At 66.9% G+C, this 14405-nt stretch carries 13 protein-coding genes and 3 tRNA genes; 6 read left to right on the forward strand and 10 right to left on the reverse strand.

Annotated features, from left to right (window positions below; translation table 11 throughout):
* Positions 1–107 precede the first annotated feature (107 nt).
* From D3226_RS14930 to D3226_RS11685, 6 genes are all read left to right on the forward strand, one after another.
* Positions 108–1211: an ATP-binding cassette domain-containing protein gene (locus D3226_RS14930; RefSeq protein ID WP_272928930.1), complete on the forward strand. Its 1104-nt coding sequence runs from the start codon at positions 108–110 to the stop codon at positions 1209–1211.
* 68 nt (positions 1212–1279) lie between these two features.
* Positions 1280–1786: an ATP-binding cassette domain-containing protein gene (locus tag D3226_RS11665; protein WP_202382778.1), complete on the forward strand. Its 507-nt coding sequence runs from the start codon at positions 1280–1282 to the stop codon at positions 1784–1786.
* Positions 1783–2268 (forward strand): GyrI-like domain-containing protein, encoded by a 486-nt coding sequence (locus tag D3226_RS11670; protein WP_202382779.1) that lies wholly within the window; start codon positions 1783–1785, stop codon positions 2266–2268. Before D3226_RS11665 ends, D3226_RS11670 begins: the two co-directional genes overlap by 4 nt.
* A gap of 149 nt (positions 2269–2417) precedes the next feature.
* Positions 2418–5021 (forward strand): valine--tRNA ligase, encoded by a 2604-nt coding sequence (gene valS, locus D3226_RS11675; protein WP_202382780.1) that lies wholly within the window; start codon positions 2418–2420, stop codon positions 5019–5021.
* A 2-nt stretch (positions 5022–5023) separates the two neighbouring features.
* Positions 5024–5272: a Fe-S oxidoreductase gene (locus D3226_RS11680; protein ID WP_202382781.1), complete on the forward strand. Its 249-nt coding sequence runs from the start codon at positions 5024–5026 to the stop codon at positions 5270–5272.
* A 19-nt stretch (positions 5273–5291) separates the two neighbouring features.
* The gene (locus D3226_RS11685; protein WP_202382782.1) at positions 5292–5834 is read left to right on the forward strand and encodes a hypothetical protein; all 543 of its coding nucleotides are present in this window, start codon (positions 5292–5294) and stop codon (positions 5832–5834) included.
* 70 nt (positions 5835–5904) lie between these two features.
* On the opposite strand, the gene clpX is transcribed toward D3226_RS11685, so the two are convergent.
* The 10 genes from clpX to dnaG all read right to left on the reverse strand — a co-directional run bounded on the left by clpX (position 5905) and on the right by dnaG (position 14324).
* Entirely contained in the window at positions 5905–7176 is a 1272-nt protein-coding gene (clpX, locus tag D3226_RS11690; protein WP_202382783.1) for an ATP-dependent Clp protease ATP-binding subunit ClpX, read from the reverse strand.
* A gap of 113 nt (positions 7177–7289) precedes the next feature.
* Entirely contained in the window at positions 7290–7961 is a 672-nt protein-coding gene (locus tag D3226_RS11695) for an ATP-dependent Clp protease proteolytic subunit (protein ID WP_202382784.1), read from the reverse strand.
* Positions 7962–7988: 27 nt separating this feature from the next.
* Positions 7989–8696, reverse strand: coding sequence for an ATP-dependent Clp protease proteolytic subunit (locus D3226_RS11700; RefSeq protein ID WP_420029100.1), 708 nt, complete (start codon positions 8694–8696; stop codon positions 7989–7991).
* Between the two features lie 34 nt (positions 8697–8730).
* Positions 8731–10245 carry a trigger factor gene (tig, locus tag D3226_RS11705; protein ID WP_202382786.1) on the reverse strand — a complete coding sequence of 505 codons (1515 nt, stop codon included), beginning with the start codon at positions 10243–10245 and terminating at the stop codon, positions 8731–8733.
* A gap of 61 nt (positions 10246–10306) precedes the next feature.
* Positions 10307–10384 (reverse strand) — tRNA-Pro (locus tag D3226_RS11710).
* A gap of 130 nt (positions 10385–10514) precedes the next feature.
* Positions 10515–10588 (reverse strand) — tRNA-Gly (locus D3226_RS11715).
* Positions 10589–10634: 46 nt separating this feature from the next.
* A complete protein-coding gene (locus D3226_RS11720) occupies positions 10635–11180 on the reverse strand; it encodes a gamma carbonic anhydrase family protein (RefSeq protein ID WP_420029101.1) in 546 nt (181 codons plus the stop codon).
* Between the two features lie 127 nt (positions 11181–11307).
* Positions 11308–11380: transfer RNA gene (locus D3226_RS11725), tRNA-Asn, on the reverse strand.
* Positions 11381–11473: 93 nt separating this feature from the next.
* The gene (locus tag D3226_RS11730) at positions 11474–12322 is read right to left on the reverse strand and encodes an ATP-binding cassette domain-containing protein (protein ID WP_202382787.1); all 849 of its coding nucleotides are present in this window, start codon (positions 12320–12322) and stop codon (positions 11474–11476) included.
* Positions 12323–12446: 124 nt separating this feature from the next.
* On the reverse strand, positions 12447–14324 hold the full coding sequence (gene dnaG / locus D3226_RS11735) for a DNA primase (protein WP_202382788.1): 1878 nt from the start codon (positions 14322–14324) through the stop codon (positions 12447–12449).
* Positions 14325–14405 lie beyond the last annotated feature (81 nt).

Consider the following 14405-nt stretch of genomic DNA (forward strand, 5'->3'; position numbering starts at 1 on the left):
GGATGCGGCGGGAATCGCGGCACTCTCAGCGTCCCTCACCTCGCGACCGGGCGGCTTCGCGCTCGTCAGCTCATGCGCCACTCCCTCACGCACGGCGGAGCTCGCTGATGTCGGCCGTGATCGTCCACGCAGACAACGCGACGGTGCGCTTCGGCAAGCAGCACGCGCTCACCGACTTCACCGGCATGTTTCAGCCAGCGACGATCTCCGCAGTGATCGGCGGGGACGGTGCAGGCAAGTCCACCCTTTTGCGCGCACTCTCCGGGCGGCTGCCACTCACGAGTGGTCAGTTCCGTGGCCTCACTTCGCACCGAGCAGACATTGGCGTACAGCCGGCGGACGCCGGTGTGTGGCGCTCGCTGTCGGTTGCCGAAAACCTCGAGTTCGTCGCGCACACGTATCGGATCCCCGCCTCCACCGCCCGTGCCCGCGAGGAGATACTGCTTGAGCGCGCCGGCCTGCAACAGGTGCGCGACCGGCTTGCGGGCGCCCTTTCCGGCGGCATGCGTCGGAAGCTCGGCGTCCTCCTCGCCACCCTGCACGAGCCGAGCCTGGTGCTGCTCGATGAGCCGACGACCGGTGTCGATCCGCTCAGCCGGTCGGAACTCTGGGCGCTCATCGAGCGCGTCGCAGCCGAAGGCGCGACCGTGGTGTTCGCCACAAGCTACCTGGACGAGGCGGAGCGCGCCTCGCAGCTGCACTTTCTGGCTGACGGCCGGGTACTCGCTGAGGGCACAGCGACCGATGTGAGTGCGCGTGCTCCCGGGGCGCTCTGGGAGGCCACAGCCCCCTCGTCGCTCCCGCGAGGCGCGGAGCTCGAGAACGATACCTGGCGGCGCGGTCATTCAATCTACCGCTGGACCCGCGAGGCGAGCGCCCCACCCCCGGCAGGCTTTCAGCGAGCACAACCGGACCTCGAGAACGCGAGCATCGCGCTGCTCCTGAGCGCGGAAGACCGCGCGGCCGCCCGAGGAGAGGGCGTCGTCGCCGTGCCGCAGCTCATCCCCGCGCCGGTCGTGGAACGCGACGGATCGCTGCTCGTCGAGGTGCGCGGCATCGTGCAGCGGTTCGGCAGCTTCACCGCGCTCGACGGGGTGTCGCTCTCCGTCGCACCCGGCGAAATCGTCGGCCTGTTGGGCGGCAACGGCGCAGGCAAAACCACCCTCATGCGCGTGTTGTTGGGGCTCGAGACCCGAGCGCGGGTGAGGTGACCCTCTGTGGCGGCCTGCCCAGCCTCCCGCGCCGCCGACGCCTCGGTTATGTCGCGCAAGGCCTCGGGATGTACCCCCTCCTCTCTGCGACCGCCAACCTGCAGTTCGTCGCGTCCGTGCAGGGCTGCCCGATCCCAGACCCGCTGGCGACCTGGGCCGCACAATGGGGCACCACACCTGTCACCGAGCTGCCACTCGGCACCCGCCGGCTCCTCGGGTGCGCTGCCGCGTCACTGCATGAGCCTGAGCTCCTCGTACTTGACGAGCCCACCTCCGGTATGGACGCACTCTCGCGCACTCGCCTCTGGAAGGAGCTGCATCACCGCGCTGATCCTGGCACCGGAATCCTCGTCAGCACGCACTACATGCAAGAGGCGGCGCAGTGCGATCGCCTCGTGATCCTCGCCGAAGGTCGAGTCGCGGCGGAACTGACGGATGCACCCGCCAACATTGAGGAAGCCATCCTGCTCGCGGCTCGAAACAGGCCACCCGGCCAAGCCGCAGGTCACAGCTCGGCCACGGCCCGCTCCCGCCCGTTCCCCGGCAACCACGCGGCTGGCACAATGCTGCCATGAGCACCGAAGACTCTCGCTTCGATTCCCCGACCCTCTCCGAACGCGACGCACAACACCTCGCGGCGGTGCGCGAAACCGTGCACATGGACGCGATACCCGGCCTCTACGACCGCGCGTTCCCGCTGATCTTTGCCACGCTCGACTCGGCGGGGCTCGCGCCGGGCGGTGCACCGCTCGGGGTGGTGCATGGCGAACCCGGCACCACGATCGATCTCTCGGTCGCAGTGCCGGTGGCCGCACCGTTCACCCCGGACGGTGACGGCGAGGTCCACGGCGAGACCCTGCCTGCGGGCACCGTCGCAACACTCCTCGTACGCGGCGACTACAACGGCCTCACCGATGCGTACGCGTTCCTCTTCGATTGGATCGCCGAGGCCGGCCACACCCCCTCCGGAGTCGCATGGGAGCAGTACCTGACCGAGCCCGAACCGGGTGGCGATCCCGCACTGAATGAAACACTGCTTGGGGTGCACCTGGCCTGAGCTGCTGGCCGGGTAGACTAGGTGCCGTAAACCATCAGGCACCAGGGCGTTTGCGGTGACACGCACGCAGCCCGACGACGCGGTGCCGCCCACATCGAGCCCGACCGTGCGAGACACCTCGCCGCGCGTCGAGAACGGAGCCCCCTGGTATGAGCGCGATCCCCGACAAGCCGGCACTCGAAGGCCTCGAAGCGAAGTGGGGCCCGGTATGGGAAGAGTCTGGGACCTACGCGTTCCCCCGCGAGGGCGCCACTGCTGACAGCGTCTACAGCATCGACACTCCCCCGCCCACGGCTTCGGGCTCCCTGCACGTCGGCCACGTGTTCTCGTACACGCACACCGATACCGTTGCGCGGTATCAGCGTATGCAGGGCAAGCGCGTGTTCTACCCCATGGGCTGGGACGACAACGGCCTGCCCACCGAGCGCCGCGTGCAGAACTACTATGGCGTGCGCTGCGATCCCTCGCTCCCCTATGTGGCGGACTTCGTGCCCCCGCACGATGGTGGCGAAGGCAAGAGCATCAAGGCTGCCGACCAGCAGCCAATCTCGCGCCGCAATTTCATTGAGCTGTGCGAGCGCCTGACTGTTGAGGACGAGAAGCAGTTCGAGGACCTGTGGCGCACGCTCGGCCTGTCGGTCGACTGGTCGCAGAGCTACCGCACGATCGGGGCCGACTCGCTGCGCGCCTCGCAGCTCGCGTTCCTCCGCAACATTGAGCGCGGCGAGGCGTACCAGGCACAGGCGCCGACCCTGTGGGACATCACCTTCCGCACCGCGGTCGCCCAGGCTGAGCTTGAGGATCGCGAACAGCCGAGTGCGTACCACACGCTCGCGTTCCACAAGTCCGATGGCTCGGGCGACATTCTCATCGACACCACCCGCCCCGAGCTGCTCGCAGCGTGCGTGGCGCTCGTCGCCCACCCCGACGACGAGCGTTTCCAGCCGCTCTTCGGCACCACCGTGCGCACCCCCATCTTCGACGTTGAGGTGCCGATTGTTGCGCACCACCTCGCGAAGCAGGACAAGGGCACCGGTATCGCGATGATCTGCACCTTCGGCGATGTGACCGATGTGATCTGGTGGCGCGAGCTCGACCTCCCGAACCGCGCGATCCTCGGCTTCGATGGCCGCGTGATCAGCGAGGCGCCGGAGGCAATCACCTCGGAGGCTGGCCGCGAGGCGTACGCGCAGATCGCCGGCAAGACCGTGTTCAGCGCCAAGCAGACAATGGTCGAGCTGCTGCAGGCGTCCGGCGAGCTGACGGGCGAGATCCGCAAGATCACGCACCCCGTGAAGTTCTTCGAGAAGGGTGACAAGCCCCTCGAGATCGTTTCCACGCGCCAGTGGTACATCAAGAACGGCGCACGCGACGAGTCGCTCCGCGAGCGCCTCCTCGCGCACGGCAAGGAGCTCGAGTGGCACCCCGACTTCATGCGGGTGCGCTACGAGAACTGGGTCGAGGGCCTGTCGGGTGATTGGCTCATCTCGCGCCAGCGCTTCTTCGGTGTGCCGATCCCGGTCTGGTACCCGCTTGATGCCGACGGCAATCCTGTCTTCGATCAGCCGATCCTGCCCACGACCGAGCAGCTGCCCGTCGATCCCTCGAGCGATGTGCCCGCAGGGTTCACCGAGGCACAGCGCGGCGTGGCCGGTGGCTTCCAGGGCGAGGTCGACGTGATGGACACCTGGGCGACCTCCTCGCTCACCCCGCAGCTCGCGGGCGGCTGGGAGCGCGATCCCGAGCTGTTTGACCTCGTGTACCCCTATAGCCTGCGCCCGCAGGGCCAGGACATCATTCGCACCTGGCTCTTCTCGACGCTGCTGCGCTCCGAGCTCGAAGCCGGGCAGCTGCCGTGGAAGAACGCCGGCATCTCGGGCTGGATCCTGGATCCCGACCGCAAGAAGATGTCGAAGTCAAAGGGCAACGTCGTGACGCCCGCCGGTATGCTCGAGCAGCACGGCTCGGACGCGGTGCGTTACTGGGCTGCCTCTGCGAAGCTCGGCACGGATGCGTCGTTCGACCCGCAGAACCCCACGCAGATCAAGATTGGCCGCCGTCTGGCGATCAAGCTGCTCAACGCGGCGAAGTTCACCCTCGGCTTCGACACGAGCGGCGTCGGCACGGTGACCGAGCCCCTCGACCGAGCGATGCTCGCAGGCCTCGCGAACGTGATCGAGGACGCGACGCGCGCGTTCGAGAACTACGACCACGCACGGGCGCTTGAGCTCACGGAGTCGTACTTCTGGACGTTCTGCGACGACTACCTCGAGCTCGTCAAGGAGCGCGCGCACGGCGCGGCGGGCGATGACGGCACCGGCCAGCCCCGCGCGTCGGCCGTGACTGCGCTGCGTGCCGCACTGTCGGTGTTCGTGCGCCTCTTCGCGCCATTCCTCCCCTACGCGACCGAGGAGGTCTGGTCGTGGTTCGGCGAGGGTTCCGTGCACCAGGCGCAGTGGCCCGTTGCGGCTGAAGCCCAGGCGCTAGCGGGAGACGACGCGGATGCGGCACTCCTCGCGCTCGTGGGTGGCGCACTGATTGGCGTGCGCGGCGCGAAGACAGCGGCGAAGGCCTCGCAGAAGACCCCGGTCACGCTCGCGGTGGTGCACGCCCCCGCAGCAGATCGGGATCGCCTGCAGCGCGCCGCCGCTGACCTTGCGGCCGTGGGCCGCATCACCGAGCTGCGCATCGAGGCGGCCGAGGTCGAGGCGGTTACGGTCGCCGAGATCCAGCTCGAGCAGGCGGAGGGCTAGTCATGCAGCTGGGGGCACGCTGGCAGGTGGGCGAACCGCCGCACCGCGGCGTGCCCCCGGAACTGCACGACGCAATCACGGCCGCCGAGGCCGCGCACCCCGGATCCGGCTCGTGGACCCTCACCTGGCTTGAAGGGCGTCCCCAGTGCGCGCTCGACGAGTTGCTCGTGGTGTCACTCGATGCGAGCGGCGGTGTGCAGACTGCGCAGCGCGAATCCGAAGACGACGATGATGACGACTGGCTCGGCTAGTCGGGGCACGGAGGAACTGATGCGTGAATGGCGGAACCCACGGCCGCAACGGCTGCTGTTCGCGGTCTGCGCAGCGACGCTTCTGGCGCTCCCGTTGACCGCGTGCGCACCGGAGCCGGGCGCAGACACGGGCAACACGATTCCCGAGAGCGTCGCAGGTGCCAAGGGCAAAGAGGGCGACTCTTCCGAGGGGAAGGGCGGCGACGGCGAGAGCTGGCCGGAGCGCGACACCTCGGCAGAACTCCCGAAGAGCACCACGCTTCCCGATTCGTTCCCGGCTGAACAGTTCCGTCTCCCCGACGGTGCGATTGTGGATGACGCCGGCGCTCGCTCAGACACCGCATGGTTCGTCGTGCTCCGCGCCGCGGACACGACTGTCGCGGACGCGCTCTGGAACGAGATCATTGCAACAAACGGCTTCACTGCCGCCGAGACCACGGGAACCGCAGAGGGTGGCGTCAGCGCGCAGCTCACCGGTGCGGGGGTGAGCGCGCTCGGCATCACGATCCCCCAGGAGGACGGCCAGGTGCTGCTCTCCTATGACATCGAGCTGGCACCGTAGAACGTACCGGCCGAAGCTCCGTGTCCGGGGAGTTCGATGGCCTGGGAACTCGTGCCCGCGCGGAGCGAGGCTAGGCGCTTTCGCGACCCCCACGCGCCTGCAGCACACGCGGGCCAGATTCGCCGAGCACTGACTCGCGCGTCACGATCACCTTCGTGACCTCGTCGCTCGAGGGCACCTCGAACATGACGGAGCCGAGCACCCGCTCCAGGATCGAGCGGAGTCCGCGCGCTCCCGTCTTTCGCTCGACGGCCTGCTCGGCAATCGCCTCGAGCGCGGCCTCCTCGAACTCGAGGCTCACGCCATCAAGCTCGAACATGCGCTGATACTGCTTCACCAACGCGTTGCGAGGCTCGGTGAGAATCCGGGTGAGTGCGGGGACGTCGAGCGGATCAACCGTCGCAACGACGGGGAGACGCCCAATGAACTCGGGGATGAGGCCGAACTTGTGCAGGTCCTCAGGCTCAACCTTGGCAAAGAGGTTCTCTTCATCGCGACGAGCAGACACGGGAGCGCCGAAGCCGATGCCCCCCTTGCCGAGACGCGAACCGATGATCTCTTCGAGACCCGCAAACGCGCCCGCGACGATGAACAGCACGTTCGTGGTGTCCAGCTGCAGGAACTCCTGGTTCGGATGCTTCCGGCCGCCCTGCGGCGGAATCGAGGCAACGGTGCCTTCAAGGATCTTGAGCAGGGCCTGCTGCACGCCCTCGCCCGAGACGTCGCGCGTAATCGAGGGGTTTTCGGCCTTGCGCGAGATCTTGTCGATCTCGTCAATGTAAATAATGCCGGTTTCAGCTCGCTGGACATCGAAGTCCGCGGCCTGAAGAAGTTTCAGAAGGATGTTCTCGACGTCCTCGCCGACGTAGCCGGCCTCCGTGAGTGCCGTGGCATCGGCAACCGCGAAGGGCACACCGAGTTGACGTGCGAGCGACTGCGCCAGGTAGGTCTTGCCGCAACCGGTCGGGCCGATCAGCAGAATATTCGACTTTTCGATCTCAACTTGATCAGAGATCGCGTCAGCGCTCGTGAGGGCCGCAGCAGCGCGCACCCGCTTGTAGTGGTTGTACACCGCGACCGCAAGCGACTGCTTTGCACGGTCTTGCCCGATGACGTACTCGTCGAGGAAGTCTGAGATTTCGCGGGGCTTGTGCAGAGTGAAGTCACTCGCCTCGCTCGTCTGCGTCTCCGCGAGGCGCTCCTCGATGATCTCGTTGCAGAGCGCAACGCACTCATCACAGATGTAGATCTGCGGCCCAGCGATGAGCTGTTGGACTTGCTTCTGCGACTTTCCGCAGAAGGAGCACTTGAGCAGCTCGCTGCTTTCGCCGATCTTCGCCATGCTGAGGCTCCTTCACACTCGGTCGGGGGAACACCATCGAGAATAGCGGGCACCTCCGACATTGGCGGACGGCACGCCGCGGGCCCCGGGGCACTCCCCGGGGCCCGAGTGGCTTACTGCGGAAGGACCGGCTGCGGGTTCTTCCGGCTCGTGAGCACCTGGTCGACCAGACCGTACTCGAGCGCTTCCTGAGCGCTGAGGATCTTGTCGCGGTCGATATCGCGGTGGACCTCTTCGATCGAACGCTTCGAGTGCTTCGAGAGCGTCTCCTCGAGCCACTCACGCATCCGCATGATCTCGCGGGCCTGGATCTCGATGTCCGAGGCCTGGCCGTGACCCGCCTGGCCCGTGGAGGGCTGGTGGATCAGCACACGCGCGTTCGGCAGCGCGAGGCGCTTGCCCGGGGTGCCACCGGCGAGCAGCACCGCGGCGGCCGAAGCAGCCTGGCCGAGGCAGACCGTCTGCACATGCGGACGGATGTACTGCATCGTGTCGTAGATCGCCGTCATCGCGGTGAACGAGCCACCGGGCGAGTTGATGTACATCGTGATGTCGCGCTCGGGATCCTGGCTTTCCAGGACGAGGAGCTGCGCCATCACGTCATCGGCCGAGGCGTCGTCCACCTGCACACCGAGGAAGATGATGCGATCCTCGAACAGCTTGGCGTAGGGGTCCTGGCGCTTGTAGCCGTACGCGGTGCGCTCCTCGAACGAGGGCAGCACGTAGCGCGACTCCGGCATCATGAGGCCGGAACCGCCGGCCTGCGGCATGTGTGAGGTCATCATCGAAAGGCTCGTTTCCTGTCCCATGCTCTAGCGCTTCGTTCCGCCGCCGCCGATGACATCAGACGCGGAGTCGCGAATGAAGTCGACGAAGCCGTACTCAAGTGCTTCCTGTGCGGAGAACCAGCGATCCCGGTCTCCGTCCTCGTTGATCTGCTCAACCGTCTTGCCGGTCTGCGCAGCGGTGATCTCGGCGAGGCGGTTCTTCATCGAGGTGATGAGCTGTGCCTGCGTCTGAATGTCGCTCGCGGTGCCACCGAAGCCGCCGTGGGGCTGGTGGAGCAGCACGCGGGCGTTCGGCGTGATGTACCGCTTGCCCTTGGTGCCAGCCGTCAGCAGGAACTGGCCCATCGAGGCCGCCATGCCGATGCCCACGGTGACGATGTCGTTCGGCACGAAGGACATCGTGTCGTAGATCGCCATACCCGCGGTGATCGAACCGCCGGGCGAGTTGATGTAGAGGTAGATATCCGCTTCCGGATCCTCAGCTGCCAGGAGCAGGATCTTCGCGCAGATCTCGTTCGCGTTCTCGTCGCGAACTTCAGATCCGAGCCAGATGATGCGATCCTTCAGCAGGCGTTCGAACACGCTGTTCGGTGGCGTCTGTTCTGCCATTCGGCGCTCCAATCGTTGGGTCGTGATTCGAGCGTACCGAGTTGCGCGCCCGCTCGCGCCGTTGTTCGCCCTAGGCGCATGTGCGAGCGCCCTGCGCGAAAACGGCGGAAGCCCCGCACCCAGATGGGTGCGGGGCTTCCGTGCTCGAAGCAGTCGATTACTCGGCAGCCTCGGCAGCAGCCTTCTTCGCGGCGCGAGTGGCGGCAGCCTTCTTCGCAGCGGCGGAGCGTGCGGCCTTCTTCGCGGCCTCCTCATCGCTCACCTCAGCGTCGTCGGCCTCAGCCTTCGGTGCCTTCTTCGCAGCAGCCTTCTTCGCGGGCGCCTTCTTGGCGGGCTTCTCCTCGGCCGCGGCCTCGGTTGCCTCAGCCTCGTCCTCAGCGCCCTCGTCCTCGGTGTCCACCGCGGTGAACTCGCTCAGATCGACAGCCTTGCCGTTCTGGTCCACGACGTTGGCCTTCGCGAGCGCAATCGCGAGCGCCTTGTTACGGGTGACCTCGCCAAGGATGACGCCCATCTGGTTGCCCTGGCTGATCGCCTGGAGGAACTGGGTGGGCTCCATGCCGTACTGCTGAGCCGACTGGAAGATGTACTGCGAGAGCTCGTTCTGGGTCGGGGTGACCTCTTCTGCCTCGACGATTGCGTCGAGCAGGAGCTGGAGCTGGATCTGCTTCTCCGAGGAGACGCGGACCTCTGCGCGGTGCTCGTCGTCCTCGAGACGGCCCTCACCCTCGAGGTGACGGTGCACCTCCTCCTCGACGAGCTCCTCCGACACGGGGATGCCGGCCTGCTCGATGAGGGTCTCGGTGAAGAGATCGCGCGCCTGCTGGCCCTGCGCGAACACGCTGGCGCGTGCGGCCTGGTCCTTGAGGCTCTCGCGGAGCTCAGCGATCGTGTCGAACTCGCTCGCAAGCTGTGCGAACTCGTCGTCAGCCTCGGGCAGCTCGCGCTCCTTGACCGCGGTGAGCGTCAGCGACACCTCAGCGTCGCGGCCCTCGTGCTCGCCGCCGAGCAGCTGCGAGGAGAACGTCGTCGACTCACCTGCGGTGAGGGTCTCAACTGCCTCATCGGTGCCCTCGAGCAGGTTGCCTGCGCCGACCTCGTAGGAGACTCCCTGCGCCTGGTCGACCTCTTCGCCGTCAACGGTCGCAACGAGGTCCAGCTCAACGAAGTCACCGGTCTTGGCGGGGCGATCCACCGTGACGAGGGTGCCGAAGCGCTCGCGGAGCTTGAGGAGCTCAGCGTCGACCGCAGCCTCATCCACCTCAGCGTTGTCCACGGTCAGCGTGATGCCGTCGTAGTTGGGCAGCGTGAACTCGGGGCGAACCTCGACCTCGAATACGAGACCGAGCGTGCTCTTCGGGTCCTTCGCATCGGGCCAGCTTGCCACGTCAGCGGTCGGGCGGCCCATGGGGCGCTCATCCGACTCAGCGAGGGCGGCCTGGTAGAAATCGTCGAGTGAGTGGTTCACTGCCTCCTGGATGACCGCCTCGCGGCCGACGCGCTGATCAATGATCGGCGCGGGAACCTTGCCCTTGCGGAAGCCGGGGATCGAGACCTGCTCGGAGATGGTCTTGTACGCCTGCTTGAGGTACGGCTCCAGCTCGTCGAGCGTGACCTCCACGCTCAGCTTGGCGCGGGTCGGAGTGAGCTTCTCAGCTGTCGTCTTCGGCAATTTGGCCTCTCAATGATCGAAAATCGTGCTGCATATCAGCCTGTGTCGGGTCGGATGACCCTGGTCGGGGCGACAGGATTCGAACCTGCGACCTCCCGCTCCCAAAGCGGGCGCTCTAGCCAAGCTGAGCTACGCCCCGAAAACCACGTGGGTTTCACAGCCGGAACACGCGTTACGCGCGCAACCCGAGCAAGTCTATCCGAAACCAGCTGCGTGGCGCACTCCGCGCCGCAAAACACGAAACCCCCGCGCGAGGCGGGGGTTTCAATTGGAGGGGATGACGGGAATCGAACCCGCGTAATCAGTTTGGAAGACTGAGGCTCTACCATTGAGCTACATCCCCGTGGCGCGTGCTCCGAGTGCCGAAGCACCTCACTGAGCATAGTGCATCAGTGTTCCGCGTCGCGATTTCCCGCTCCGAGTTCGCGTGTCGCGGCCGCGTGATGCGCCGTGTGCCGCAGGTAAATCTCCGCGTTTTCGCGCACGCCGGCGCGTTCCTCGGGCCTCAGCTCACGCACCACGCGGCCCGGAACACCTGCGAAGAGCGTGTGGGGCGGGACCGTCACCCCCTGCGGTACGAGCGCGCCCGCGGCGATGAGCGATCCCGATCCGATCGTGGCGCCACTCAGCACCGTCGCCCCCATGCCGATCAAACACCCATCTTCGACGGTCGCGCCATGGATGATTGCGTTGTGCCCCACCGAGACATCGGCGCCAATCAGCGCGGGATCGCCGGACTGAGTGTGCACCACAACGCCGTCCTGGAGGTTGCTCCGCGGCCCCACACGCACCGCATCCGAGTCCCCACGTAGCACCGCGTTGTACCAGACACTGACATCTTCACCGAGGGTCACGTCGCCCACCACCACGGCCCCGGGGGCGAGCCACGCGCTTGACGCAACGTGCGGGAAACGCTGCGGATCGAGTGGGATCACGAGGCCATGCGAACCGTTCGGTACTCCCACCGCTCCGTCGCGCTGCCCCTCTGGCGTGCCTACTTCACTCACGTCTGCCTCCTTGAAGATCGCAAAAGGCCCCCACCAAACGGTGAGGGCCTTATCGCTCCCCCGGCTGGGCTCGAACCAGCGACATCCTGATTAACAGTCAAGCGCTCTGCCAACTGAGCTACAGGGGATCATTGCGTTGCAACCTGATTATCGTACCAAGGCGGTGAAACGGGATGCAAATCGGGCCACCACGGGCGGGAAGCCGGGCGCGCCGCGCAGGGCTACTCCTCGGCAATCTCGTCGTAGGCGGTGGCACGCAGCGCCTGAGCGAGCTTTTGCACGTAGCCGTGATCCGCGGTGCGGAAGATCTCGTTGATGTCGCCGTGACCAACAAGTCGTCCCTGCTGCATCACCAGGACGTCCTGCACCAGCGCCTCGAGCATCCCAATGTCGTGGCTGATCAGCAGCATCGTTGCGCTGGTGCGCTCCCGATACCAGCGGAGCAGCTCGACGATGCGTGGGCGATTGTTCGCGTCGACACCGAGGGTGGGCTCGTCGGCTACGAGAACGGGCGGATTCAGCATGAGTGAGCGCATCACCGCGACACGCTGGCGCTGCCCCTTTGAGAGCTCGTACGGGTATTCCTGCAGCTTCGCGAGCGGCAGCGCGACGATGTCCATCATCTCGGCGACCAGTTCGCCAAGCGCCTCCCGGTCGAAATCCCGGCTTCGCTCGGCGATCGGCTCGAAGAGGATGTCGCCGACGTTGAGCTCCGGGGTGAGGGTCGCACCGGCGTCCTGCGCCAGATGCCCAACGTAGGCCGTCAGTCGGCTGCGGCTCCGACGGCCGAGGCGGCGCATGGGGACGTCAAGCACGGTGGCCGCGCCGCCCGTGAGCTTCATTCGTGAGGACTTCTCCCCCGCGTCGAGCGCTCGACCCGCCAGAAAGCGCGCGATCGTCGACTTGCCCGAGCCGCTTTCGCCGAGCAAGGCCATCACCTCGCCACGCCCCACCTCGAAGCTCACGCCCTCAACGGCCTCAAACTCTTTGCCGCCGGCGTGCGCCGGGTACGAGAGCGAGATATCGGAAACGCGGATCGCAGGGGCCGCGTCGAGGTTGGGATGAGCCACGGGCTAGTCTCCTCGGGGTGGGCGGAAGGGGTACACCCGGACGCCGCGGCAACGTGCACCAAGGGTCCGTGTGCGCAAGCCTAGGGGACGGCGCATGCACGCTGGCGTTGCGCGCCCGACGTGTTTACTCTTCGCGGAGGCCTCGGCGCGCCGCTTCAAGCGCAACGAGCTGCTCCTGCAGGCGTCGTGAGCCCGGGTCGGAGGAGTCGCCGATGCGCTGCATGCGCGCCAGGAGCTCCTGCTTCAGCCCTACCAGATCTCGGTCGAGGAGCGACACCACAACGTCCCGCGCGTACACCGGTAGGTGCTCGGCCCGGCGCTCCGGCATCGGCAACACCGTCAACTCACGGAACAGCCCGCGATGCGTCTCGGGCGTGGCGGCGGACACGGTCTCGAGCCACTCGGGCGTGCCGAGCGCGGGGAGCGCCGAGGCGATGGCATCGCGCACGATGCGCAGGTTTGGTTCGTTCACCTGCGCGGTCGCGGCCTGCTGCAGCAGCTCCGCGCCGATTGCGTCGCCCTGCTGCAACATCGCCATCAGCGCATCCCGCTCGAGTCGCGTCGTCGGGAGATTTCGGAGCGCTGCGATACCCAGTACGGGCGCGGCGGGCGCGCCGCCCAGGTTGCCCGAGTAGTCCGGTTCCGGGCCACGGTCGGGGCCAGCCTGCGAGGCTGCGCCGCGTCCGCCGCGCTCGGATGTGCGCACCGCATGCTGCACCTCGGCGAGCTCGACACCGAGCATGCGCGCGAGCTCCCGCGCGTACCCCGGGCGGAGCGAGGGATCCTTGATTTCCGCGACGATCGGCGCGGCGGCGCGGAGCGCAGAGACGCGGCCCTCCACTGAGTTCAGGTCGAAGCGCGAGACCGCCTGGCGGAGCGCGAATTCGAACAGCGGCTGCTTTCGGGTGAAGAGCTCTCGCACCGCTTCATCCCCGCGGTGCAGTCGCAGGTCGCAGGGATCGTAGCCATCGGGTGCCACCGCGACATACGTCTGCGCGGTGAAGCGCTTCTCCTCGCTGAACGCGCGCAGCGCGGCCTTCTGGCCGGCCTCGTCGGGGTCAAATGTGAAGACCACCTCGGCGGCGGTGTCATCGCCCATGATGCGGCGCAGCACCGAGATGTGCTCTTTCCCGAACGCGGTGCCACAGGTGGCAACCGCCGTGTCGATTCCGGCCAGGTGGCAGGCCATCACGTCGGTGTAGCCCTCCACCACGACGGCACGCTTGCCGCGGGAGATCGCGCGCTTCGCGAGGTCAAGCCCGTAGAGCACCTGCGACTTGTGGTAGACCGGCGTCTCCGGGGTGTTCAGGTACTTCGGTCCGTTGTCGTCCTCGTACAGCTTGCGCGCGCCGAAGCCGATCGTCTGCCCACTCGTGTCTCGAATGGGCCACACCACGCGACCGCGAAAGCGGTCGTAGACGCCTCGCTGGCCTTCCGACACCAGGCCAGCCTGGGCAAGCTCGGCGGGTGTGAAGCCCTGCGCCTTCAGGTGATCGGTCACGCCGTTCCAGCCGCGCGGCGCGTAGCCGACGCCGAATCGCTCGGCGGCCGCGGGGTCGAAGCCGCGCTGCTCGAGGAATGCGCGTCCAGCGGCACCCTCCTCGGTCGCTAGTTGCGCGACGTAGAAGGCCGCGGCGGCCTGATTCGCGGCGAGCAGGCGCGCACGATTCGGGCCGTCCTCCCGTTGGAAGTTGCCTTCCTCGTAGGTGAGCACGTAGTGAATGCGCGCGGCAAGACGTTCAACCGACTCGGCGAAGGTGAGATGGTCCATGCGCTGCAGGAAAGTGAAGGCGTCGCCAGACTCACCGCAGCCGAAGCAGTGGTAGTACCCAAGCGCGGGGCGCACGTGAAACGACGGGCTGCGCTCGTCGTGGAACGGGCACAGCCCCTTCATCGAGTCGATCCCCGCGTTCTTGAGCGTGACGTAGTCGCCCACGAGATCGCCGAGGTTCGTGCGCCGCTTCACTTCCTCAATGTCGCTCGCGCGGATCCTGCCTGCCATACCCGCCAGCTTAGTGCCGCGAACGGCACCGGCACCGACGATCTCCACAGGCGGAGCGCGCGGGGCCCACTTCACTGAGCT

The sequence above is a fragment of the Leucobacter chromiireducens subsp. chromiireducens genome, from assembly GCF_016758255.1.
Lineage (GTDB): Bacteria > Actinomycetota > Actinomycetes > Actinomycetales > Microbacteriaceae > Leucobacter > Leucobacter chromiireducens.

Coding starts and splice junctions, on each gene's coding strand:
- D3226_RS14930 (WP_272928930.1), top strand. CDS start 108: ATGTCGGCCGTGATCGTCCACGCAGACAACGCGACGGTGCGCTTCGGC.
- D3226_RS11665 (WP_202382778.1), top strand. CDS start 1,280: ATGTACCCCCTCCTCTCTGCGACCGCCAACCTGCAGTTCGTCGCGTCC.
- D3226_RS11670 (WP_202382779.1), top strand. CDS start 1,783: ATGAGCACCGAAGACTCTCGCTTCGATTCCCCGACCCTCTCCGAACGC.
- valS (WP_202382780.1), top strand. CDS start 2,418: ATGAGCGCGATCCCCGACAAGCCGGCACTCGAAGGCCTCGAAGCGAAG.
- D3226_RS11680 (WP_202382781.1), top strand. CDS start 5,024: ATGCAGCTGGGGGCACGCTGGCAGGTGGGCGAACCGCCGCACCGCGGC.
- D3226_RS11685 (WP_202382782.1), top strand. CDS start 5,292: ATGCGTGAATGGCGGAACCCACGGCCGCAACGGCTGCTGTTCGCGGTC.
- clpX (WP_202382783.1), bottom strand. CDS start 7,176: ATGGCGAAGATCGGCGAAAGCAGCGAGCTGCTCAAGTGCTCCTTCTGC.
- D3226_RS11695 (WP_202382784.1), bottom strand. CDS start 7,961: ATGATGACCTCACACATGCCGCAGGCCGGCGGTTCCGGCCTCATGATG.
- dnaG (WP_202382788.1), bottom strand. CDS start 14,324: ATGGCAGGCAGGATCCGCGCGAGCGACATTGAGGAAGTGAAGCGGCGC.